The organism is Bradyrhizobium sp. STM 3557 (assembly GCF_045571465.1).
Classification (GTDB): domain Bacteria; phylum Pseudomonadota; class Alphaproteobacteria; order Rhizobiales; family Xanthobacteraceae; genus Bradyrhizobium.
Genome location: NZ_CP120697.1, coordinates 509,728 through 532,025 on the forward strand (window position 1 = coordinate 509,728; position 22,298 = coordinate 532,025).

Genomic DNA, 22,298 nt, shown 5'->3' on the forward strand with positions numbered 1-22,298 from the left:
GATGGCTCGCGTCTATGTGTCCACCGTCGTCAACGCGCGCAACGATCGCGTCTGGGCGCGCGTGCGCGACTTCAACGGCCTGCCGAACTGGCATCCGGCGATCGCGGAGAGTCGCATCGAGGGCGGCGAGCCGGCCGATAAGATCGGCTGCGTGCGCGACTTTCGCCTGCGCAACGGCGACCGCATTCGCGAGAAGCTGCTTGGCCTGTCCGACTACGACATGTTCTGCACCTATTCGATCCTGGAATCGCCGATGGGCGTCGAGAACTATGTCGCGACGCTCAGGCTGACGCCGGTCACCGACGGTGACCAGACCTTCCTGGAATGGACCGCGGAGTTCGACTGTGCGCCGGAGCGGGAGACCGAGCTCGTCAACAATATCGGTGGCGGCGTGTTCCAGGGCGGCTTCGATGCCTTGAAGCGGGCATTCGGAGGCTGACATGCCGCATGTCGTGAAGAGCACGATCATCGATGCCCCAACCGAAAGGGTGTGGGACGTGCTGCGTGACTTCAACGGCCACGATCGCTGGCATCCGGCGGTCGCGACCTCTTCCATCGAGCGGGCCCAGGCCTCCGACAAGATTGGCTGCATCAGGCGCTTCAAGCTCAAGGACGGCTCCGAACTGCGCGAACAATTGCTGGCGCTGTCTGACCTCGAACAGACCTTCAGCTACTGCCTGCTCGATACGCCGATCCCGATGTTCAACTATGTCGCCCATGTCCGGCTGCTGCCGGTGACCGATGGCGACCGCACCTTCTGGCATTGGGAATCGCGCTTCACGACTCGGCCTGCGGATGCCGACTCGATCACGAAGATGGTGGCGGAGGATATCTACCAAGGCGGCTTCGACGCCATCCGCCGCCATCTGAAGGAGGCTGCATGAACTATATCTCGGCTTGCTCCCTTAACCTCGCCCCGCTTGCGGGGAGAGGTCGGATGGCATCGAAAGATGCCATCCGGGTGAGGGGGTACAGGTCTAACAACGAGCAGCGATCGGGCGTTCACCCCTCAGCCCAACCCTCTCCCCGTAAAGAACGGGGAGAGGGAGCGCACCGGGTACTTCGCGAGAGTTCACCAACAAACCTCGCAAGACCTGCGTATACCTCGGAGGCGGACCAATGCCGGTCACGGTGAAGACCTTCGCGAGCACCAGCGAAGCGGCAGCGGCGCTGTCGTCGGATCGGTCCGCCCGTTACCTCGGTGGCGGCACCTTGGTGATGCGAGCGCTCAACGAGGGCGATATCTCCATTGCGACCGTCGTGCGGGCCGCGGATCACGCGCTGACGCGGATCGAGGCGTCGAGCACGCGTGTCGTGATCGGCGCCGGTGTCACCTTCGCGCGCATTCTGGCCGAACGCGATCTCGCCTTCCTGCATGCGCCGGCGCGCTCGATCGGCGGGCCAGCCGTGCGCAACATGGGCACCCTCGGCGGCAATCTGTTCGCGCCGGTTCCTTATGGTGACTTCACCGTGGCGCTGCTGGCGCTGGATGCAGTCGTATCAGTGCATGGCGGCCTCGGTGTGCGCGACATCGCGATCGAGGAATTCCTGCAGACACGCGAGCTGCACGCCGGCGCGCTGGTGCTGTCGGTCTCCTGCCCGCGCCCGGCGAGCGCGGAAGCGTTTCGCTATCGGAAAGTGGCCCGCATCAAGCCGAAGGGTGGCTCTGTCATCACGCTGGCGGCGCATCTGCCGCCCAGTGGCGGCCGTATCAGCGGTGCCCGGATTGCGCTGGGATCGATGGGGCCGGTGCCAGTCCGTGCCAAGGCAGCGGAGCGTGCGCTCGAAGGGCGCGGGCTCGACGGCGGATCGATCAATGCAGCCGCAGCGGCTGTAACTGAGGGAACATCACCGGCCGACAACGCGCTCGCCAGCGCCTGGTATCGCCGCGAGATCGCCGGCGTGCACCTGCGGCGGCTGCTGTCCGGACAGGAGTAGGAGAGATGGCGAAGACCGCGCTGCAATTCAGGCACAACGGCCGCGACGTCGCAATCTTCGTCGATGGCGGCGTCAACCTGCTCGTGGCGTTGCGCGAGCTGATCGGCGACATGACGCCGAAATTCGGCTGCGGGCAGGGCGGCTGCGGCGCCTGCTCGGTGCTGATCGACGGCGAGCTGCACCTGTCCTGCCTGACGCTGGCAGAGACGGTGGCCGGCCGCTCGGTCGAGACGCTGGACGCACTGAAGGAAGGCCCGAACCTGCATCCGCTGCAGCGCGCCTTCGCCGACAATTTCGCCGCCCAGTGCGGCTATTGCACGCCGGGCATGCTGATGGCCGCGAAGGCGTTGCTCGACCACAACCCGCAGCCGAGCCGCGCCGAAGTCGTGGAGGCGATCTCCGGCAACATCTGCCGCTGCACCGGGTATGAGCCGATCATCAATGCGGTGCTGGCCGCTGCCTCCGCGTCGCGTGCCCGCGCCTGAAGGACATCGCCATGCTGGAATTGCGCAAGGACATCTTCGCCGACGAGCGCGACGATAATTTGAAGGAAATCGGCAAGGGCACGCAGCGCCAGGACATGCTCGGCCATGTCACCGGCACCTCGGCCTATTTCGACGATCACAAGCTGCAGGGCATGCTGCATTTGAAGGTGCTGCGCAGCGCGCATCCGCATGCTCGGATCAGGCGCATCGACACCGCGGAAGCCGAGCGTGCGCCGGGTGTGCGGCGGATCATCAGGGGCAGCGACGTGCCGCGCAATCTCAATACGCTGCTCAGCCTCATCAATTTCGGCAAGGACGACGAGCCGTCGCTGGCGGAGGGCAAGGTGCGCTACAAGGGCGAGCCGATCGTGGCCGTGGTCGCCGACAGCCCGCGCGAGGCCTATGAGGCGATTGCGAAAATCCGCGTCGATTACGAGCCGCTCGCCGCCGTGTTCGATGTCGAGGAGGCGCTGCGGCCGGGCGCGCCCGTCGTCAACGAGACCTATCCGAAGAACACGTTCATCTATCACGAGCGCTATGATCATCAGAAGCTACGCTTCGGCGATCTCGAGCGCGGCTTTGCCGAAGCCGATCACGTGCTGGAGCAACGCTATCAGATGTCGCCGATCGAGCACGCGCCGACCGAGACCAACGGCTCGATCGCGGCGCCCGACACCAACGGCCGCTATGTGGTCTACACCTCGACGCAGGCCCTGTTCTTCTCGCTCGATACCTGCGCCAAGATCCTCGACGTTCCCTCCAACACCTTCCACTTCATCGGCGGCACGGTCGGCGGCGGCTTCGGCGGCAAGGTCGATACCCTGACCGAGCCGCTCGCGATCCTCGGTGCGATGCTGACCGGGCGCCCGGTGCGCTACGTGCTCGGGCGCGAGGAGGAGATGCAGTACGGTCCGCCGCGCGGCGCCGAGCGCATCTACATCAAGGATGGCGTCAGGCGCGACGGCCGCATCACGGCGCGCCAGGTGCGGGCCTATTTCGACAGCGGCGCCTATACGCGGCTGTCGAGCTACGCGGTGGTGAAATGCGCCGCGCATCTGCCGGGGCCGTACACCATCCCGAACGTCTATGGCGACATCTATTGCGTGTTCACCAACCGCACGCCTGCCACCGCGATGCGGGGCTTCGGCGTCACCGGCATGGATTTCGCGATCGAGTGCCAGATGGACAAGCTCGCGCATCTTGTCGGCATCGATCCGATGGAATTCCGCCTGATCAATGCCTATCGCGACGGCGACATGAAGGCGCATCGGCGCGAGGCCAAGAACACCGCGCTGATCGAATGCGTGCAGGTCGCGGCCGAGAAGGCCAAATGGCCGCTGCGCGATGAGTTCAAGCGCATGTCCTCGCGCAAGGACGGCGGCGGCGCGCGCGCGGAGATCACACCGACGCCGCGTGAACCCGTCGCGCCGCGCGTAGCGCCGGCGCAGCAGCGCACCAGTTACGATCGTGGGCTCGCGGTGCCTGCCCATGACCAGCGGCCGGTGGCGCCGCCACCACCACCTGCGCCTCCGCCGCCACAGCCTACGGCGCCGTCGCATGGCGCCACCCGGTTCTCCTCCGTGTTCGGCACCAGGAGGCGCTGAGATGACCAGGCATCGCGGACGCGGCATCGCCTCGATCAACTATCCCATAGGCATGAACCTCGGCGGCGATCCCAGCCAGGCGCTGGTGCATTCCAATCCCAGCGGCAAGTTCACAGTGGCGTTGTCATCGATCGATCTCGGCCAGGGCATGAAATCGGTGACGCGGCAGATCTGCGCCGAGACGTTAGGGGTGCCGGTCGAGGACGTCTATGTCGACACCGCCGACTCCGACACCGGCCCGCATTGCATGGGCTCGTTCGCCTCGCGTGGCACCCATCGCGTCGGCAATGCTGTCATGGCGGCGGCGCGCGAGGCGCGCGGCGTGATGATGGAGGCGGCGGCCGAGGAGCTGGAGGTCAATGCCGCCGATCTGGAGACCGACGGCCGCGGCAACATCCACGTCAAGGGCGCGCCGCATCGCGCGATCTCCACCAAGGACGTCGCGATCGCGGCGCAGTTCAAGCAGGGACGCACCATCTCGGGGCGCGGCATCTTCCTGGTGCCGCTGTCGGATGTCGATCCGGAAACCGGCGAGATGTCGCCGGCGACGTGCTACGCGCATGCCTGCCTGGTTGCCGAGGTCGAGGTCGACGACGAGACCGGCGAGATCGGCATGATCAGGATGGACAGCGCTTATGAGCTCGGGCGTGCGCTCAATCCGCGGCTGGTCGAGCAGCAACTGGTCGGCGGCGCCTGGATGGGCGTCAGCCACGCGCTGTACGAGACGCCGGAGCCTTATTATCCCAATCCCGCGCATGGTCCGCGCGACTTCGTCGAATATCTGATGCCGGGGCCGGGCGACATCTGCCCGCACGATATTGCCGTGCTGGAGCGGCCCGCGGCGGACGGGCCGTTCGGCGCCAAGGGGCCGGGCGAGATGTGCGCCAATCCGGTGCTGCCGGCGATCGCAAACGCAATTTTCAATGCGGTCGGCGTGCGCATCGATGAGTTGCCGATCACGCCAGAGAAGGTGCTGCGCGCGATCAAGGCGCAGGGCGGCGCGAGGCCGCAGCCGCGACGGTGAGAGGCGCATGGCAGTTCGCAGCAACATCGTAGGCATCGACAGCCCTGAGGCGCTGGAGCGGGCGCTGCGCTCGGCCTATTACCTTGCCGATGAAGGCCTCGCGACAGCGGCTTATCTGTCGCTCGCGCTCGGCAAGCCGCTGCTGCTGGAAGGCGCGCCCGGTGTCGGCAAGACTGAGGCGGCGAAAGCGATTGCCGCCGTGCTCGGCCGCCGGCTGATCCGGCTGCAATGCTATGAGGGCATCGACGCCTCCGCTGCGCTCTATGAGTGGAATTATCCGCGGCAGATGCTGGCGATCCGGCAGGCCGGCGATCAGACCATCGACATCTATGGCGAGGCGTTCCTGATCGAGCGGCCGATGCTGGCTGCGTTGCGCGCGCCCGACGCGACGGTGCTCCTGATCGACGAGATCGATCGCGCCGATCAGGAGTTCGAGGCGTTCCTGCTCGAATTCCTCTCCGACTTCCAGATCTCGATTCCCGAGCGCGGCACGGTGCGCGCCGCCGAGCGGCCGGTGGTGATCCTGACCTCGAACCGAACCCGCGATTTGCATGAAGCGCTGCGGCGTCGCTGCGTCTATCACTGGATCGATTATCCGACGACCGAGCGCGAGGCGCGCATCATCATGCTGCGGGCGTCCAGCGTCGCAGAGTCGACGGCGCGCGCGGTGGTCGCTGCGGTCAGCCGTCTTCGGCGCGAGCCATTGTCCAAGGCGCCCGGCATAGCCGAAGCGGTCGACTGGGCCGAGGCCGCGACACTGCTGCACAAGGGCGGCGCGCGCTGGCCGGATGCGTTCAAGCGCGCAATCGGCGTGGCGCTGAAGGACGAGGAGGATCTTGGCTACATCGCGCCGCGGCTCGATGAATTGATTGCGGAGGCGGTGGCGTGAGCGAGATGGCCGAACTGCCGCGCGGCTCGCGCGTATTCGTCGCCTTCGCCGGGCTGCTGCGCCTCAACGGCTTTGCGGTCGCACCGGAGCAGACCACCGCATTCCTTTCGGCCGTCAAACTGCTCGGACCGCGCAGCCTCGACGACATCTATCAAGCCGGGCTTGCGACGCTGGCGCCGCCGCCGGAGCGGCGCGCGACTTATGATCGGTTGTTCGACCTGCATTTTCGTGGGCGCGAGGCTGTCGAGGGCCCGGGCGCCGAGGACGAAGAGGTGGTGCGATTGCAGGAGGAGGGACGCGGCGAGGACGAGACGCCGCTCACCGACGAGACCAAGGAATCGGGCCTCGCTGCCGCGCGCAACGAGGCGCTGGTGGCGCGCCGCTTCGAGCAGCGTGCGACCGGGGACGCGCTGCGGCGTTTCGCGCGTGAGGCACGAAGCCGGCTGCCACGGCGGCGCGGTCATCGCCGCATGCGGTCCCGCCGCGGCCCGTTCGCCGATCTGCGCCGCACCTTGCGCGACAGCGTGCGCAGCGACGGTGAGGTGCTGCGGCTCGGCCGGCTGAAGCGCCGGCCGCGGCCGCGCAAGGTGCTGCTGCTGATCGACGTCTCCGGCTCGATGAAGGCGCGCACCGAGGACAACATGGCGCTCGGGCATGCGCTGGTGCAGGCCGCGCCGCATGTCGAGGTGTTCACCTTCGGCACGCGGCTGACGCGGGTGACGCGACCGTTGCGGCTGAAGCGCCGCGAGCAGGCCCTGAGCGCGGCGTCGCACCTGGTCAGCGACTGGGATGGCGGCACGCGGATCGGCGATGCATTGCAGGCGTTCCTCAGTGTGCCGCGGTTTGCCGGCTATGCGCGCGGTGCTGCGGTCATCGTCATTTCCGACGGGCTGGAGCGCGGCGATGTCGCGAGCTTGCGCGATGCAGTCGCCAGGCTGTCGCGCCGCGCCTGGCGATTGAGCTGGCTGACGCCGCTCGCGACCGGGCCTGGTTTCAGGCCGCAGACCGAGGCGCTGATAGCGATTGCGCAGCTGGTCGATGACCTCGAAAGCGGCGGCTCGACAGCCGACATCGTCACGCATGTATTGTCGCTGGCGCAGAGGAGGGCGGCATGACCGGGATCGTCGACGCGCATCACCACATCTGGCGTCAGGCCGATCTGCCCTGGCTGATTGGCCCGATGCAGCCGCGCATCTTCGGCCCCTATGCGCCGATCCGGCGCGACTACACGATCGACGAATATCTCGGAGATCTCGCCCGCTCCGGTGTCACCCGCTCGGTCTATGTGCAGACCAACTGGGCCAGGGAACGGTTCGAGGACGAGGCGGCCTGGGTGCAGCGGACGGCACATGAGCGCGGCTGGCCGCATGCGATCGTGGCCTATGCCGACATATCGGTCGGCGACGTGCGGCCGCAGCTCGATCGGCTAAAGCGCTATTCTCTGGTGCGCGGCGTGCGCATGCAGCTGCATTGGCATCCCAATCCGCTGTACCGCTTCGCATCTCGCCCTGACCTCTGCGACGATCCGGTGATCCAGCGCAACGTCGCGCATCTCGCCGATTACGGTTTCAGCTTCGATCTGCAGGTGTTCGCGCCGCAGATGCCGGGTGCCGCGCGTCTTGCCGATGCATGCCCGCGCGTTACCTTCATCCTGCAGCACGCCGGCATGCTGGAAGACCTGTCGCCGGAGGGGCGCGCGGCGTGGCGCGCGGGCATGGCAAAGCTGGCGGCCCGCCCGAACGTGGTCTCGAAACTGTCCGGGCTCGGCACCTTCATCCATCGCAATGATCCTGCACACATTGCCGACATTGTCGCTGGGACGGTGGCGCTGTTCGGCGCTGAGCGCTGCCTGTTCGGATCGAACTTTCCAATCGAGAAGCTGTGGACCAGCTATCGCGCGTTGGTCGATACATTCCGCGCGGCTGCTGCGCCGCTCGGCACACAGGAGCGCGATGCGCTGTTCCGCACCACGGCGAGCCGGGTCTACCGGCTCGACGCATAAGACCATCAAGGGAGGACCAATGCCGCTGGAGATCAAGATCCTGGACTACGGCGATATCGAGCTGGAATCGAGCTTCCTGGTGCTGGGGCGCGATTGCGGCCGCACGAGGCGCGTGCTGACGCTCGGCTTCCTTATCCTCGGCGGTCCCTATCCCGTCGTCGTCGACACCGGCTATCGCTCCAACCAGATCATGGAAACGCTCGGCATGCGCGGGCTGCAGTTCCACGAGAACATGATCGAGAACCAGCTCATGCGTCACGGCGTGCGGATGGGCGACGTCCGCTATGTCTGCCACACCCATCTGCACATCGACCATGCTGGCAAGGACGATCTGTTTCCGATGAACACGACCGTCGTGCTGAACCGACGCGAGCTGGAATATTCGGTGTCGGGCCTGATGCATCCGCAATATCCCGCGCCCGACATCAAGCATCTGGTCGACCGTCTGCACACCAAGGGTGCGCTGCGCTTCCTCGATCTCGAGCTGACCGGCGCAGTCGAGCTGATGCCGGGTGTCTATTGCGAGGCGGCGAATGCGCACACGGAGGGCTCGATGAACATCCACGTCCATACCTCTGACGGCATCGCCACCATCTGCGGCGACGTGATCTATGATTTCAACGATCAGATCGTGACGCCGTTCAATGAGATCCACGACGGCGAGCCGCGCACGACCGGCAATCACGGCACGTCCAAGCGCGCCGAGAAGGCTGCGATCAAGAAGCTCTTGAGTAGTTCACGCTATCTGCTGCCGGTGCATGATCGCCCTGCCAAGGTCGAGCACGGCGTGGTGGTGGGCCGGCTGCACGATCAGGTGCCTGGTCCTGTTGTGCAGAGTCTGCCGCAGCGGCACTGGTTTCCGGCGTGAGATGTAATCGATGACCCATGTGACGGTGCGGCCGGAATTCGAAAACCTGATCGATCCTTACGCGCCGGTCGGCCAGGTCGCGACCGGCTTCGAGTTCACGGAAGGGCCGATTTGGCATCCGCGCGAGCAGTTCCTGCTGTTCTCGGACATGCCGGGCGATGTGCGGCGGCGCTGGGATGCGCGGCGTGGCACCACGGAGGTGCGCCGCCCGTCCAACAAGTGCAACGGCATGACCTATGATGCCGAGCTGAACCTGATCGTGTGCGAGCATGCGACCTCGTCCTTGATCCGCGAGCGGCCCGACGGACGGCGCGAGGTGCTGGCGTCGCATTTCGAAAACCAGGAGCTGAACAGCCCGAACGATGTCTGCGTGCATTCGAGCGGCGCGATTTATTTCTCGGATCCCTGGTACGGTCGCATGCCGGTCTATGGCGTGGAGCGGCCGCGCCAGCTCGGCTTTCAGGGCGTCTATCGCGTGCCGCCAGGCGGCGGCGCGCCGCGGCTCGTCGTCGAGCGCAATCTGTTCGACCAGCCGAACGGGCTGTGCTTCTCGCCCGACGAGCGATTGCTCTATGTCAACGACACCGTACAGGCGATGATCCGCGTGTTCGATGTCAATGCCGACGGCGGGCTCTCCAATGCGCGCGTCTTTGCCAGCTCCATCCGCTCCGAGCTCGAGCCCGGCGTGCCCGACGGCATGAAATGCGACCAGCATGGCAATGTCTGGGTCACCGCGCCCGGCGGCGTCTGGGTCTATTCGCCGGATGGCAATCTGCTCGGCAAGGTGCGCGTGCCCGAGCTCGTCGCCAATCTCGCCTGGGGCGGCCCCGAGTTTCGCACGCTGTATTTGACCGCGACCCATTCGGTCTATGCCATTCCGACCAAGGTCGGTCCGCGCCACGAGCCTTATATGTCCGCGCGCGCTGGCGGACCGGCGGCACGATCGACGACCTCTGCGCCGCAGCTTGCCGGTGGCGATATGCAGCTCGATCCCTCGCGCTGCGCCATGATCATCCAGGATCTGCAGAACGACGTGATCATGGAAGGCGGCGCGTTCGCGGACTCTGGTGCGCCAGCGCATGCACGCCAGCAGCGCGTCGTCGAGAATGTCAGGCGGCTCGCGGAGGCCGCACGTGCCCGCGGCGTCGTCATCATCCATGTCTGGTTTGTCGTCGAGCCCGGCGCGCCGGGCGTGACGCTCAATGCGCCGCTGTTCGAGGGGCTGGTCGATAGCAAGGCGCTGGTGCGCGGCACCTGGGGCGCCGCGCCGGTGCAGGGGCTGGAGCCACGCGCCGGCGATTTCGTGGTCGAGAAGATGCGGATGAGCGCCTGGGAAGGCACGCGGCTGGAGACGATCCTGAAGGCGACGGGGCGCGACATCATCATCAACACCGGCGCCTGGACCAACATGTCGGTCGAGCACACCGCGCGCACCGGCGCCGACAAGGGCTATTTCATCGTGGTGCCGGAGGACTGCTGCTCGACCATGAACGCCGACTGGCACAGTGCCTCGATCAACTTCGCGCTGCAGAACGTCTCCGTCGTCACCAACGCCGATACCGTGCTGAAGGCGCTGGGCTGAGGACGGCGATGCCGAAGCTGCTGCATATGATCTGCTCGCCGCGCGCGCAGTCCGAATCCGCAGCCGCCGGCCGGATGTTCGTCGAGCGATTCTGCGAAACTCATGTCGATTGGGATATCGACGAGATGGATCTGTGGCGGGAGCCGCTGCCCGAATTCGTCGGGCCGATCCTGGATGCCAAATATGCCCGCATCGATGGCCGGAACTTCAGCAACGCGGAGCGTGATGCCTTCGCGGTGGCCGAGCGCCTGGCACTGCGGCTTGCGCTCGCCGAGCGCGTGGTGATCTCGACGCCGATGTGGAATTTCTCGATTCCCTACAAGCTCAAGCAGTGGATCGACGTGATCAGCCAGCCGGGCCTGACCTTCCGCTTCGATCCGGCGATCGGCTATCTGCCGCTGCTGAGCGACCGGCCGACGCTCGTCATCATGGCGAGCGGCAGCGATTTCATCACGGGCATGAACCGCGGCCGCGTTGACATGGCGACACCTTACTTGCGCGAGGCGCTACGCTTCATCGGCATCCGCAGCGTGCAGTTCGTGCCGATCGGCCCGACCACTGGCCCCGCAGAGCCGATCCGGACGGCGCGCAATGGCGTGCATCGCCGCCTCGGCGAGCTCGCGGCGCGGTTCTGATCCTCAGCTCATGACCACCTCCGCGAGCGGTATCACGATGGTGCCGAGTTTGGACTTCCCATCCAGCACGCTTGCATGCCGAGCCCGCGACCGCTAAGCCGCCCGCTTACTCCGAACGAGGAAAGTAGCGGCGAGATGAGCGGCACGACGATCGACTTCACGGTTCACCAGGCTTCAGGCGCGTCGCAGCAGCGGCTAACGATCGCTCACCTGGTGATCGCCGGCTGGACTGGCCGTGATCCCGTCGCGCGCGATAAGCACATTGCCGAGCTGGAGGCGCTGGGGATTCCGCGCCCCGCGACAACGCCGATCTATTACGAGGTCGCCGCGAGCCGCCTCACGACCGCAAGGGCCATCGAAGCCAGTGGCGGTGACTCGAGCGGCGAGGTCGAGTTCGTCCTGCTTCGAGCCAATGGCCAAGTCTATGTCGGTGTCGGCTCGGATCATACCGACCGCAAGGTCGAGACGTACAACATCACCGTGTCGAAGCAGATGTGCGACAAGCCGATCGCGCCGGAGCTGTGGCTCTATTCCGATGTCGCCGCGCATTGGGACCGGATCATGCTGCGCGCCTATGCCACCATCGGCGGCAAGCGTGAGCTCTATCAGGAGGGCGCGCTCGCCGGCATGCTGCCGCCGGACGATCTGATCGCGCGCCGCTTCGGTGCGGGCGGCCTGCCCGAAGGCGCGGCGGTGTTCGGCGGCACATTTGCCGCCAAGGGTGGGATCCGCCCGGCAGAGCGTTTCGACTATGAGATATCGGATCCGGTGCTGAACCGTACGATCCGCTACGGTTACGCGGTGACGGCGCTCGCGGTCGTCGGCTAGCGCTGGGCATCGGCTGCTCGGAATGCGAGAACGGCCAACCGATAGGCATTTGCCCGCAGTCGCGCTAACATCGCCGGCAAAGCTGCGAGGTGAAGGATTTGCGTGACTGGATCGAGCGGGCGGTGTTCTGGCAGGTCTATCCGCTCGGCTTCACCGGCGCGGAGCGTGAAGCAATTGCGAATGCGCCGGTCAGGCACCGGCTGCGCCACCTGATCGATTGGCTGGATTATGCCGTGAATCTCGGCGCCTCCGGCCTGTTGCTTGGGCCGATCTTTGCCTCATCGACGCATGGATACGACACCACAGACCATTTCCAGATCGATCCGCGGCTTGGCGATATCGAGGATTTCGACGCGTTGATCGCGGCGGCGCATGCGCGCGGCCTGCGCGTCGTGCTGGACGGCGTGTTCAATCATGTCGGGCGAGATCATCCGCGTTTCCAACGCGCGATCGCAAGCCGCGCCAACACCGAGGATGCGGCCTGGTTTCGGTTGACTTGGCCAGAAAAGGGCGGCGAACCCGATTATGCGACCTTCGAAGGCCATCGGCAGCTCGTCGCGCTCAACCATGATGCACCCGCAGTGGTGGACTACGTGACGCGGGTGATGATGCATTGGCTGGATCGCGGCGCCGACGGCTGGCGGCTGGATGCCGCCTATGCTGTGCCGCGGCCGTTCTGGCGCAAGGTGCTGCCGGCAGTGCGATCAAGGCATCCCGGCGCGTATGTCTTCGGCGAGGTGATCCATGGCGATTATGCCGGCTTCGTCCGCGACACCGGGGTCGACGCGGTCACGCAGTACGAGCTGTGGAAGGCGATCTGGAGCGCGCTCAACGATCGAAATTTCTTCGAGCTCCGTTGGGCGCTCGAACGGCACAACGCGCTGCTCGATACGTTCGTGCCGCAGACGTTCATCGGCAATCATGACGTGACGCGGATCGCGAGCCAGTTCAGGGATGAGCGGCATCTTCCGCATGCGCTCGTCGTTCTCATGATCGTAGCCGGTACGCCCTCGATCTATGCGGGCGACGAGCAAGCGTTTCGCGGCATCAAGGAGCATCGTGCTGGCGGCGACGACGCGATCCGGCCTGCGTTTCCGCCGATGCCGGATGGCCTGGCGCCGTTCGGCTGGCCGGTCTACCGGCTGCATCAAAATCTGATCGGCTTGCGGCGACGGCATCCCTGGCTGCATCGTGCTCGCTGCAAGATGATCGGGTTGCGCAACGCTGATCTGGTGTTCGAAGCGGCTCACGCCGGCGACCGGCTGTTTGTCGCGCTCAATCTGTCCGATACGCCGGTCGCGAGTAGGATTCCCTGCTCCGTCGCGCTGCTGGCAGGCAATGTGTCGGCCACGCATGCAGGCGGCGGTAGCGAGATCATGATGCCCGCTCACGGATGGGGCATCCTCGAACCCGTGGACCGCTGAAATTTATCTTGGCGTGCGCGAGGGCATCTGCACCGGTATCGAATGGAAGCCGCCTGCAGCGGGACGAAAATCGCAGTTGCAGGCGTCGTGCTGCCGCAAGTGAGCGCCGGCAAGCACCTCGTCAACAGGCTAAGCAGCTTGAGACAGCGATAGACCGTAACCCTGGATTTTGCCGATTTTGGCTAGATATTTGTGGTTGATCGTATCGTTTGAGTAGACCAAACTGCTCTTTGCAGGACGTTTGCGGGGGCTTTCTGGAATGCAGAAGATTTTGATTGTGGCTGCCTGTGCGGCCACGTTGATGCTGTGCGCTTGTTCTTCCACACCTGCCGAGCTTGAGGCGAAGACGACACCGACGATTCAGACATACTCGGAGAACTATCAGGAAATCTATCGGCGCGTCTCCACGACGGCCAAGCGCTGCTTTACAGTTAACATGGGCGCATACGCGTCAATGGCTGTCGATTCGGATCTCTACTCCGAACTTGGATACGGCGAGACAACGCTTTCATTGATCAACATGGGAGTCCGCAATTACTACCTTTCCGTACGTATCGAAAAAGACCATGCGGGCTCAAAATTGACGGTTCGCTCTGGCAACTCTCTGGGTAGCGAGCGTTGGAAAGGCCTCATTCTGGCTTGGGCCAACGGAGACCAAAACTGCCCGATGATTTAGGGGCGCGATGACGCGATGAGATGATATGGCGATTTCCGTTTGCAGATCTTGCAAAATGGGCTGCAAGATGAGGATGGCAAATAAGATCAGGGGATAAGGCAGCTTTGACCCGGCAAAGTCATCACTGCTGACGGCGAGGATATCCCATGCCCAGTTTGGCTTATGCTCTGCTCACGGCGCTCAGGGATCATGGGGCGCGCGAGATCTTCGGCATCCCCGGTGATTTCGTGCTGCCGCTGTTCAAGGTGATCGAGGAAAGCGGCATTCTGCAGAGTTTCACCTTGAGCCACGAGCCGGCCGTCGGTTTCGCGGCCGATGCCGCCGCACGCTATCATGGCGGGCTCGGTGTTGCAGTTGTGACCTATGGTGCCGGCGCCTTCAATGTCGTCAACGCCATTGCAGGTGCCTATGCCGAGCGATCGCCTGTGGTTGTCGTGGCCGGCGCGCCGGGCGCGCGCGAGCGCGTTTCGGGCTTCCTTCTGCATCACCAGGCGCGCACGATCGAAACTCAGCTCGCGGTGTTCAAGGAGATTACCTGCGATCAGGCGGTGCTGACCGATCCGGCCACCGCGCCGGCACAGATTGCGCGCGTGCTCCGCAGCGCCCGGGAGATGTCGCTGCCGGTGTATATCGAGTTTCCACGCGACATGGTCGATGCCGAGGTCGAGCCGGTCGTGCCATTGCCGCCGCGCCACGCAGCGGCAGACGCGCTCGCCGAATGCGTCGAGGAAATTCTCGCACGAATCGCAGGCGCTGCGGCGCCGGTCATCGTGGTCGACGTCGAGATCCGCCGCTATGGCGTCGAGGACACGATCGCTTCGCTGGCTCGCAAGCTGGGCATTCCGCTCGTCACGACCTTCATGGGCCGCGGCCTGCTCGAGAATGCCGGTGATGTCGTTGCCGGCACCTATCTCGGGGCGGCTGGCGATCCCGCGGTCACCAGGCTGGTGGAGGACGCTGATCTCGTCCTGATGCTCGGCGTGATCCTGTCCGACACCAACTTCGCACTGTCGAACCGTGCGCCCGATCCGCGGCGGACCATCATGGCGTCGAGCCGTGAGGTGCAGATCGGTCATCATATGTATCGCGACATGCCGCTCGCCGACCTGATCGGGGCGCTCGAAGGCCGTGCTGCGCCACAGGCACCGCGCTCCAGCCCGCCGCGTCAGCATGCGGTCTACCCGCGCGGGCTGCCTGCGGACGATCAGCCGGTCGCTCCCTCCGACATCGCCACCGCGATCAACGATCTGTTCGACCGTCATGGCAAGATGCCGATGACCTCCGATATCGGCGACTGCCTGTTCACGGCGATGGAGATCGACAACACCGCGCTGGCCGCGCCAGGCTACTACGCCGGGATGGGATTTGGCGTGCCGGCCGGCATCGGCGTCGCGGCGACCGGATTGCGTCCACTGATCCTGGTCGGCGACGGCGCCTTCCAGATGACCGGATGGGAGCTGGGCAATTGCCGTCGCTACGGGCTCGATCCGATCGTGGTCCTGTTCAACAATTGCAGCTGGGAGATGCTGCGTGTGTTCCAGCCGGAATCGCGCTTCAATGATCTCGATGACTGGCACTTCGCGGAGGTCGCTGGTGCCATCGGCGGCGCCGGGGAGCGGGTCACGAGCCGCGCAGGCCTTGCCGCCGCGCTCGATCGCGCCGTTCTGCGGCGGGGGCAGTTTTCGCTGATCGAGGTGATGCTGCCGCGCGGCGAGACATCGCAGACGCTGGCGCGCTTTGTCGCCGGCTTCAAGTCGGCGCGCGAGCGCATGAAAGGATGAGCACGATCATGAGTGCCGCGCCTGCGCTGGCCTGAAGCGCCCACTATGCTCTCAAGTGCACTCTATTGCGTCGCCTTCTCGTGGGCGGCGATGCCGACCGCCTTGTAGTCATAGGTCGGATAGAACTCGGTACGGTAGGAACCCCAGGCGGTGTCCTCCAGCACGCGGTTGACCTCGCGCAGCCGCGACGCCGGCAGCCGCAAGGTCACGACCTGACCAATGCCCATCATCACGTACCAGCTTACGACCTCGACGCCCGCAGGCGGAAACGCCTTGTAGAAGCCTTGCTTCTCGAGTTGCGCGTTCAACTCGCTCAAGGGGCGGGACTGATCATGTTTGAAGAACACCGTGAGCAGGATCGCATTGTCCGGTGTCGGCGTAGCCGTGCTCTGGGGCACGCCTTGTGCTTCGCTGCCGACGTTGAACAGCAGGGCAGAGATCAGCACCATCGCCGCGGTCACCAGAGCCTTGCTTCCCCTCATCGTCGCCTCCACGTTATGCGTCATGCACGCTATGTGGATCATGATCGGCGATGCCACGCTGGTCTGTAAACCGCAAAAGGCCGAGCGCCTGTCACGTCTCCGCCAATTGTGAAGCATTTCACACGACAGCATTGCGCAGTGCGATATGACGCCGCCGGTGGAGCTTTCGATATCAAGCGATTGGATCCATGACGACACGACGCATCGCCTATTGGTGGTTCAGATTCGTCTTTTCCGGGCGTTTCCTGGAGACGTTTCTGGTCGGGCGTCATGCGCGCTCGGCGGCCCCTTTCGCACGCAAGCCCGAAGCAGAAGGGACGCAGCCCGAACTGCGCACGTCGCCGGAAGATGGCCGCGAGGGTCGTAGCCGCCCGGTGAAGCCCGGAACGGAAAACGGCTTCTCAGCCGATCAGCCGCTTGCAGAACGCCGCGCCGTCCTGGATCACGTCGCGTCCCTTCCAGGCAAAGTAGGTCAATCGTCCGGCGAGTGATTGGTGGCTGCGCAGCCGCCGCGAACCAAGCACGTGTCCGACCTCGGCGGGGAAGCGGCGCACCTCGGCCTCGACCATGGCGGTGATTGCATTCATCACTCCCTGGAGCCGCCGGCCCCAATCGGAGTCCTCGATTCCGTCGATCCGCACCTGGATTGCGTATTCGGTATTGTAGATGTCGGTCAGGATGTCCTTGGCGGTCACCACGCGGTTGTTCTTCAGGGCAGCTCGCAATGCAATGCGCTTGTCTTCGATCTGGTCCAGCACCATTGGCACCGCGATCGCGTAAGGCGTGGCCGCGACGTCATCGACATCCTTGCTGCGTGCGGGCTTGGTCGCGAGACGCAGGATCTGCCAGGGCTCCTTCAGCCGTTTGGCCACCAGCGTCAGCGCAAACGGCACGGCTGCCGGATTCTTCTTGCGGAACGCGTCGAGCAGTGCGGTCATCTTCTTGACCTGCGGGTCATCGAACTCGACGATCCGCTCCGGCAGGCTTTCGCTGAACTGTGCCAGCAACTCGCGCGCCTGCATCGCCTGCATCAGCTTCTTCACGTCCTCGAAGACGCCAGGTGCGGCGGTGTAAGCCTTGAGCTTGGTGCGGATCTGCTCGATGCCGTCGGGTGCCGCCAGCGTGCCCTCCAGGGATTTCGTCACCTTGGTCTGAAAGGTGTTGGCGCCTTTGCGCAGCTCGCGTTGATTGTCGCTCGCGATCAGCTCCTTCATCTTCGCGTTGTAGTCGCGCGCCATGGTCGGGAGCAGGTCGCGGCTGATCCACTCCCAGATCGGCGTCAGCGACGCCCGCGCGATCCGGCCCAGATTGGCGTGGTCCGGGGAGCCGTCGACCAGCAACTGCTCGACCGGCACGAAGAAGAAGCGGGACGGATTGGCCGTGCGGTGCTGCGTCGTTCCGTCCTGGCGGAATTCGGCGCGCAATCTTGCCTGGATGTCGGCCGAGCCCGGCATCTCGATGCCGTTCATCTCGAGCCGCTCCAGCTCGCTGAGCAGACAGCTCCGCGTCAGCGGCGACAGCCGCTGCAGGAACTCCCAGAGCCGGTCGAGCTGAAGCATGTGATCGTTCTGTTCCATGCGAGGCCGGCGGATCGCCCGCCTCTTGATGATGAAAGCATGAAACAGTTCGCGGTAACTTAAAGTGAATGCACAAAGGTCGGAAGAATACGGTGTCCGGGCAGGCCTCTCCGGCCCGCCGCATTCGGTCTGCAATCAGCGGGCTACCGATCCTTTGGTGCCTGCAACCGTCGCGTGAATTGTGCCGCGATCTGCAGGCCTCGGTCGCGGTTCCCGTAATGTTACGGGCTGAAAAGTTAACCCGTATAAAGGCGACTCCCCTTAAGCAGAAAGGCATGGCACGGCAGAGCAAGAGCACGTCCAGCGAGCTTTCGGTGCGGCCTGTTGCGGCAGGCGCTTCGCATTCCGAGCTGATTGCGCTGGCCGCCCGAACTCGCGTAATGGACCAGGCCAGCGCTGCCATCGCGCGCCAGCTCAATGGCCCCTTGACTGCGCTGCTGCTGTACATGGGGGAGATCAAGCAGCACAGCGACAGGATCGCCGAGACGCTCGAGGATCGCGCCTATCTGCAGACCATCGTGGAGAATGCGCTTCAGCAAACCGAGCGGGTCTGCGCGCTCGTGAAGCTGATCTCCGAAACCGGTCTGCAAGGCGCGGTGGAGGCGACCGGCGGCCCCGTGCAGGGGCCGGGCGACGGCCAAGCCGAGCGGGAGGTGCCGCCGCGCAAGCCGCTGACACGGCGCGAGCGCGAGGTGCTGCGGTTCATCAGCGAAGGTCTGTCCAACAAGCAGGGCGCGCTGCGCACGAACATCAGCCCGCGCACCTTCGAGAGCCATCGCGCGGAGGCGATGCGCAAGCTCGGCGCACGCAACACGGCCGAACTGGTCCGCGTAGCTCTTCTCAATCAGCTCGGCTGATCCGCTGCACATGACGCGCCGCGCGTGCGGCGATCGCGTTCATTTCTGTGGGGAGCATCTTGTCTATGCAAGGTCGGACGAGGCCCGCTACGCCAGCGCCGCTGGCGCTGATCGCGTGTCTTGGCTGTGTGATCTAGAAATAGTCTTCGGCGAACGGGCGCACGCGAGAGACCGGACGCAGCGCCGGCTGTGCCTTTGGCGGCATCGGGACGATCGTGATGGTCCAGCGCGGCGGAACGCTTGCTTCCTTCTCCATCACCGCGCGCACGAGGCCCGTGATGGTGGCGCCACCGGATTTTACCGTGGCGGGGCGGCCATTGAACTGGGCGATTCGAAAACGCCGGACTTCCTTCTGGTCGGCCGTTTCAAACGTGAACATGGACATCTCCTATGCTGAGGAAAGTGTCTCAAGTCATGATTATTCGTTTGTGAAAATTGCGAACAGTAGAAGTACGGCGGGCCAGCGGCATTGCTTGCGGCGCGCGTGCTCGCCTTGCAGAGGGGGTGAGCGGCTTGTGTCCGACGGTTCGGGCGGTTCTGTTGAGGAGGGATTAACGCTCCGGCAAAAAAAAGTGGCGGCTGAGCGTTGGCTCAGCCGCCGTTCGATACGGCGCAGGAAATCGCAGATCTATTCAGCGGGACCGAAAACCGCTTCCATCTTGGTCTTCAACGTCGCCGCGTTGAACGGTTTGACGATATAGTTGCTCACGCCGGCCTTTTTGGCGGCAATGACGTTCTCGGTCTTGGATTCCGCCGTGATCATGATGAACGGAGTCTTCGACAGCTCAGGGCTGGCGCGAACTTCCCGGAGCAGGTCGTAACCTGTCATCGGTTCCATGTTCCAGTCGGAAATCACCAGGCCGTACTTCTTGGCCTGCATCTTCGCGAGCGCGGCCGATCCGTCGCTGGCGTCGTCGACATTCTCGAATCCGAGCTGCTTGAGCAGGTTGCGGATGATCCGGATCATCGTGGAATAGTCATCGACCACCAGGATCGGCATCGACAGATCAAAAGCCATGTCATTACTCCGCGCGTTTCGTCAAAAGCCGAACACGGGCGAGATATCTCAGCACGAAGGATGATTCGACGCTTCTTGCAACTCGCGCTCGTCAGCAGCTTGACACTTATCATTCGCCGTTGAACAGCGCGTTAATTCTGTAGCGCACAAGTGCCGCGATCGTGCGCAGGCCCGTAGTTGCACGGACGCAACGCATGATCGCGCTCGTTGCGTGATCGCGGCCGTTCGATGCAGCCGATCCTGCATGAGGCGGCAGCCGGGTGCGGCTTAGCCAGCTGAGATGATCAATCAGCGCACGAGGCGGTCATATTGCGCCTTGGCTGCCCCGTAACATTCGCAGGCTGTCTTCTTCAGGCCGCCGAGATCGGTGATCTCGATGTGGCCGCGGCTATAATGGATGAAATTGGCCTGCTGCAGCGTGCTGGCGACCAGCGAGACACTGTTGCGGCGGGCGCCGATCATCTGTGCCAGCGACTCCTGAGTCAAATAGAGCTTGCTGCCGCCGGATAGATCGTGCGTCTGCAGCAGACAACGTGCGAGCCGCGATTCCACCGTATGCGCCGCGTTGCATCCGGCCGTCTGCTGGCTCTGCACGTAGATGGCAAGCGCATGCTTGAACAGCAGGGATCGGAAGGTCGCGCTCTGCTCGGCTGCCGCGCGGAGCCGCTCGACGTCGAGCACTGATGCGAGGCCCGGTACCAGCACGACGGCGGTGTTCAGCACGATCGTGTCGCCGGCCAGCGCGGAGAGACTGCCGAGTACGCTATCGCGCCCGATCATGGCGACCTGCACGCGTTCTCCCCGGGCCAGATTGACCACGAGTGAGATAACGCCACGATGAGGAAAATAAGCGCGCGGGAGCCGTTCGCCCACTTCCGCCAGGACGAAGTCCTGGACCAGGTCGGCAGTCCGCAGATGCGGCCGGATCAGTTCAAAATCATCTTCGGCCAGGGCCGACAAAAAACCATTCGGAGAGCGCGAGCTCGTGTCCAAAGCCATCTCCTGCCCTGTTGAATGCAAGTCTCCTGTCTGACGAAGCAAACTGCGCGCTGGTTGCCAGACAGAATGAATCCCCGGCATTTTCCTGACAAGAAGAATCAGCGCTGATGCAGGCCCGTGGCAGCCGTTCGCCGCGGCTCCCGTCTGTCCCTTACCGTGCAGATGCACAAATCGGTATCAAAGTGCGGCGGACGGCCTTTGGGACGAGCGACGGTTATCCCGCACCGCGTCCCGCTGCAGCAGCCGCTGCTGCCAACGTTCTGCGCGTCCAGGCGAGTGCCTCGTAGAGCCACGCCTATCTGCCTGCTGCGGGCGAATGCACGCGGGCCTCATCGACGGTGCTAACGAGGCGGATGCCTGCGTGTTCCCTGCAAAGAGTGCCTGCAATTGACATCATCGCGCTTGGCAGCCGAGAGTTGGCGCTGGCCGATTCGTCGATCTGATCTCGCGGCCGGAGCGCTGATGTGCCGATTGGGGCTTCTTCTTGTCCTGAGGGCGCTCCTCGAAGAGGTCTGAATCCTGCCGGGCGCTTCAGGCTATTCTGGCGTCCTTCATTCGAAGGTCCACCAGAAGGTCCACCAAACGTGTCCGCAGAGGAATGAAGCGGGCCCGACTCTCGCAACGTGTCGCCGTCGAGCGCGTTACCTCGGCGCCGCAACGATAGCGACTTCGTGGTGATTGCCGCCACCGGGCACGGACGGGGAGCCGAGGAAGCAATGGCAACAACATTTCAGCACGGGTCTGAGCAATCATCGTCGCGACACCCTGTCGAGCCCGACCGGCAGGTCGCCGAGAGCGAAAGCCAGGGCATGGCGATCGTCGGCCAGGTCGCTGGCGGCATCCTTCACGACTTCAACAACATTCTCACCGTCATTACCGGAACGATCGACATTCTCGCCGAGGCTGTCGTGGATCGGCCTGATCTCGCAGCCATCGCGCGACTGATCGACGAAGCGGCGACCCGAGGCGCGCGGCTCACCTCGCAGCTGCTGGCGTTTGCGCGCGGCCGTCCGCCGCAGCCCTGCGATCTCGATATCGACGAGCTGCTGGCCGATGTCGGTCGGCTGTTGCGCCCGACGCTGGGCACCGAGATCGAGGTTACGGCAGGCGTCGTGCCGGGCACACCGACAGCGTTTGCTGATCCCAGCCAGTTGATGGCGGCGCTGCTTTGCCTTGGGATGATGGCCCGCGACGCCATGGCGGGCCGTGGCCGGCTCGCGTTCGAAGCAAGGCCCGCTCGCAGCTCCGAGGGCGCGCCGGATCAGGGCGCGGAGGCCGGCGCTGCGATCGTGCTGAACGCCCAGGCCAATGGTGGGACGATCGGGAGGCTCGATCGCGTGGCCTCCGATATCCGCATGGTCCGAGACTTCGTCAATCGATCAAACGGTCGCCTTAGGCTCGGCGAGCCACGGGGAGCCGACTTTGTGGTGGAGATCCTGCTGCCGCGTGGCGAGGCTCTGCTCGCATAATTAGTACGCCTGCGACCCGGCGGCGACCTCACGCTTTCTGTCCTGAGCAGGACCGAGCTTGGCTCCTTGTCCAACGCAAGGCGTCGCAGGGCGCCTGTATTTTCATTACTTTTTAATCTAGCGGATTAGTTCCCAATTAAACTTAACCGTGGAGGGCGCT

General features: G+C 64.4%; 23 protein-coding genes. 18 read left to right on the forward strand and 5 right to left on the reverse strand.

Going from position 1 to position 22,298, the window contains the following annotated elements:
- Position 1: 1 nt before the first annotated feature.
- The 16 genes from P6U24_RS02375 (at position 2) to ipdC (ending at position 15,736) form a co-directional block, all read left to right on the forward strand.
- The gene (locus P6U24_RS02375) at positions 2-439 is read left to right on the forward strand and encodes an SRPBCC family protein (RefSeq protein WP_106326043.1); all 438 of its coding nucleotides are present in this window, start codon (positions 2-4) and stop codon (positions 437-439) included.
- Between the two features lies 1 nt (position 440).
- Positions 441-884 (forward strand): SRPBCC family protein, encoded by a 444-nt coding sequence (locus tag P6U24_RS02380; protein ID WP_407157614.1) that lies wholly within the window; start codon positions 441-443, stop codon positions 882-884.
- Positions 885-1,119: 235 nt separating this feature from the next.
- Positions 1,120-1,938, forward strand: a complete 819-nt coding sequence (locus tag P6U24_RS02385; protein ID WP_407157615.1) for an FAD binding domain-containing protein — start codon at positions 1,120-1,122, stop codon at positions 1,936-1,938.
- 5 nt (positions 1,939-1,943) lie between these two features.
- Entirely contained in the window at positions 1,944-2,423 is a 480-nt protein-coding gene (locus tag P6U24_RS02390) for a (2Fe-2S)-binding protein (protein ID WP_407157616.1), read from the forward strand.
- An 11-nt stretch (positions 2,424-2,434) separates the two neighbouring features.
- A complete protein-coding gene (locus tag P6U24_RS02395; RefSeq protein ID WP_407157617.1) occupies positions 2,435-4,027 on the forward strand; it encodes a xanthine dehydrogenase family protein molybdopterin-binding subunit in 1,593 nt (530 codons plus the stop codon).
- A 1-nt stretch (position 4,028) separates the two neighbouring features.
- A complete protein-coding gene (locus P6U24_RS02400) occupies positions 4,029-5,051 on the forward strand; it encodes a xanthine dehydrogenase family protein molybdopterin-binding subunit (RefSeq protein WP_407157618.1) in 1,023 nt (340 codons plus the stop codon).
- Positions 5,052-5,058: 7 nt separating this feature from the next.
- Positions 5,059-5,940 (forward strand): AAA family ATPase, encoded by an 882-nt coding sequence (locus P6U24_RS02405; RefSeq protein ID WP_407157619.1) that lies wholly within the window; start codon positions 5,059-5,061, stop codon positions 5,938-5,940.
- 5 nt (positions 5,941-5,945) lie between these two features.
- Positions 5,946-7,055, forward strand: coding sequence for a VWA domain-containing protein (locus P6U24_RS02410; protein ID WP_407160743.1), 1,110 nt, complete (start codon positions 5,946-5,948; stop codon positions 7,053-7,055).
- A complete protein-coding gene (locus P6U24_RS02415; protein ID WP_407157620.1) occupies positions 7,052-7,942 on the forward strand; it encodes an amidohydrolase family protein in 891 nt (296 codons plus the stop codon). The genes P6U24_RS02410 and P6U24_RS02415 overlap by 4 nt, the downstream gene beginning before the upstream one ends.
- Positions 7,943-7,961: 19 nt before the next feature.
- Positions 7,962-8,810 (forward strand): MBL fold metallo-hydrolase, encoded by an 849-nt coding sequence (locus P6U24_RS02420; RefSeq protein WP_407157621.1) that lies wholly within the window; start codon positions 7,962-7,964, stop codon positions 8,808-8,810.
- A gap of 10 nt (positions 8,811-8,820) precedes the next feature.
- On the forward strand, positions 8,821-10,392 hold the full coding sequence (locus tag P6U24_RS02425) for an isochorismatase family protein (protein WP_407157622.1): 1,572 nt from the start codon (positions 8,821-8,823) through the stop codon (positions 10,390-10,392).
- A gap of 8 nt (positions 10,393-10,400) precedes the next feature.
- Positions 10,401-11,027 carry an FMN-dependent NADH-azoreductase gene (locus P6U24_RS02430; protein ID WP_407157623.1) on the forward strand — a complete coding sequence of 209 codons (627 nt, stop codon included), beginning with the start codon at positions 10,401-10,403 and terminating at the stop codon, positions 11,025-11,027.
- 135 nt (positions 11,028-11,162) lie between these two features.
- Positions 11,163-11,855: a DUF2848 domain-containing protein gene (locus tag P6U24_RS02435; RefSeq protein ID WP_407157624.1), complete on the forward strand. Its 693-nt coding sequence runs from the start codon at positions 11,163-11,165 to the stop codon at positions 11,853-11,855.
- A gap of 89 nt (positions 11,856-11,944) precedes the next feature.
- The gene (locus P6U24_RS02440; RefSeq protein ID WP_407157625.1) at positions 11,945-13,279 is read left to right on the forward strand and encodes an alpha-amylase family glycosyl hydrolase; all 1,335 of its coding nucleotides are present in this window, start codon (positions 11,945-11,947) and stop codon (positions 13,277-13,279) included.
- Between the two features lie 259 nt (positions 13,280-13,538).
- Positions 13,539-13,955 (forward strand): hypothetical protein, encoded by a 417-nt coding sequence (locus P6U24_RS02445; protein WP_407157626.1) that lies wholly within the window; start codon positions 13,539-13,541, stop codon positions 13,953-13,955.
- Between the two features lie 146 nt (positions 13,956-14,101).
- Positions 14,102-15,736, forward strand: coding sequence for an indolepyruvate/phenylpyruvate decarboxylase (ipdC, locus tag P6U24_RS02450; protein ID WP_407157627.1), 1,635 nt, complete (start codon positions 14,102-14,104; stop codon positions 15,734-15,736).
- Positions 15,737-15,798: 62 nt separating this feature from the next.
- Here ipdC and P6U24_RS02455 read toward each other — a convergent pair whose 3' ends face one another.
- Both P6U24_RS02455 and P6U24_RS02460 read right to left on the reverse strand, forming a co-directional pair.
- On the reverse strand, positions 15,799-16,218 hold the full coding sequence (locus P6U24_RS02455; protein ID WP_407157628.1) for a hypothetical protein: 420 nt from the start codon (positions 16,216-16,218) through the stop codon (positions 15,799-15,801).
- Between the two features lie 401 nt (positions 16,219-16,619).
- Positions 16,620-17,777 (reverse strand): hypothetical protein, encoded by a 1,158-nt coding sequence (locus P6U24_RS02460; protein ID WP_407157629.1) that lies wholly within the window; start codon positions 17,775-17,777, stop codon positions 16,620-16,622.
- 293 nt (positions 17,778-18,070) lie between these two features.
- Here P6U24_RS02460 and P6U24_RS02465 point away from each other — a divergent pair, with 293 nt between their 5' ends.
- A complete protein-coding gene (locus P6U24_RS02465; RefSeq protein WP_407160744.1) occupies positions 18,071-18,652 on the forward strand; it encodes a LuxR C-terminal-related transcriptional regulator in 582 nt (193 codons plus the stop codon).
- A 133-nt stretch (positions 18,653-18,785) separates the two neighbouring features.
- Here P6U24_RS02465 and P6U24_RS02470 read toward each other — a convergent pair whose 3' ends face one another.
- The 3 genes from P6U24_RS02470 to P6U24_RS02480 form a co-directional block, all read right to left on the reverse strand.
- Entirely contained in the window at positions 18,786-19,031 is a 246-nt protein-coding gene (locus tag P6U24_RS02470; RefSeq protein WP_407157630.1) for a hypothetical protein, read from the reverse strand.
- Between the two features lie 249 nt (positions 19,032-19,280).
- Entirely contained in the window at positions 19,281-19,670 is a 390-nt protein-coding gene (locus P6U24_RS02475) for a response regulator (protein ID WP_407157631.1), read from the reverse strand.
- Positions 19,671-19,958: 288 nt separating this feature from the next.
- Positions 19,959-20,663, reverse strand: a complete 705-nt coding sequence (locus tag P6U24_RS02480) for a Crp/Fnr family transcriptional regulator (RefSeq protein ID WP_407160745.1) — start codon at positions 20,661-20,663, stop codon at positions 19,959-19,961.
- A gap of 722 nt (positions 20,664-21,385) precedes the next feature.
- Between P6U24_RS02480 and P6U24_RS02485 the strand changes: the two genes are divergently transcribed.
- Positions 21,386-22,138 (forward strand): histidine kinase dimerization/phospho-acceptor domain-containing protein, encoded by a 753-nt coding sequence (locus tag P6U24_RS02485; protein ID WP_407157632.1) that lies wholly within the window; start codon positions 21,386-21,388, stop codon positions 22,136-22,138.
- Positions 22,139-22,298: the final 160 nt, after the last annotated feature.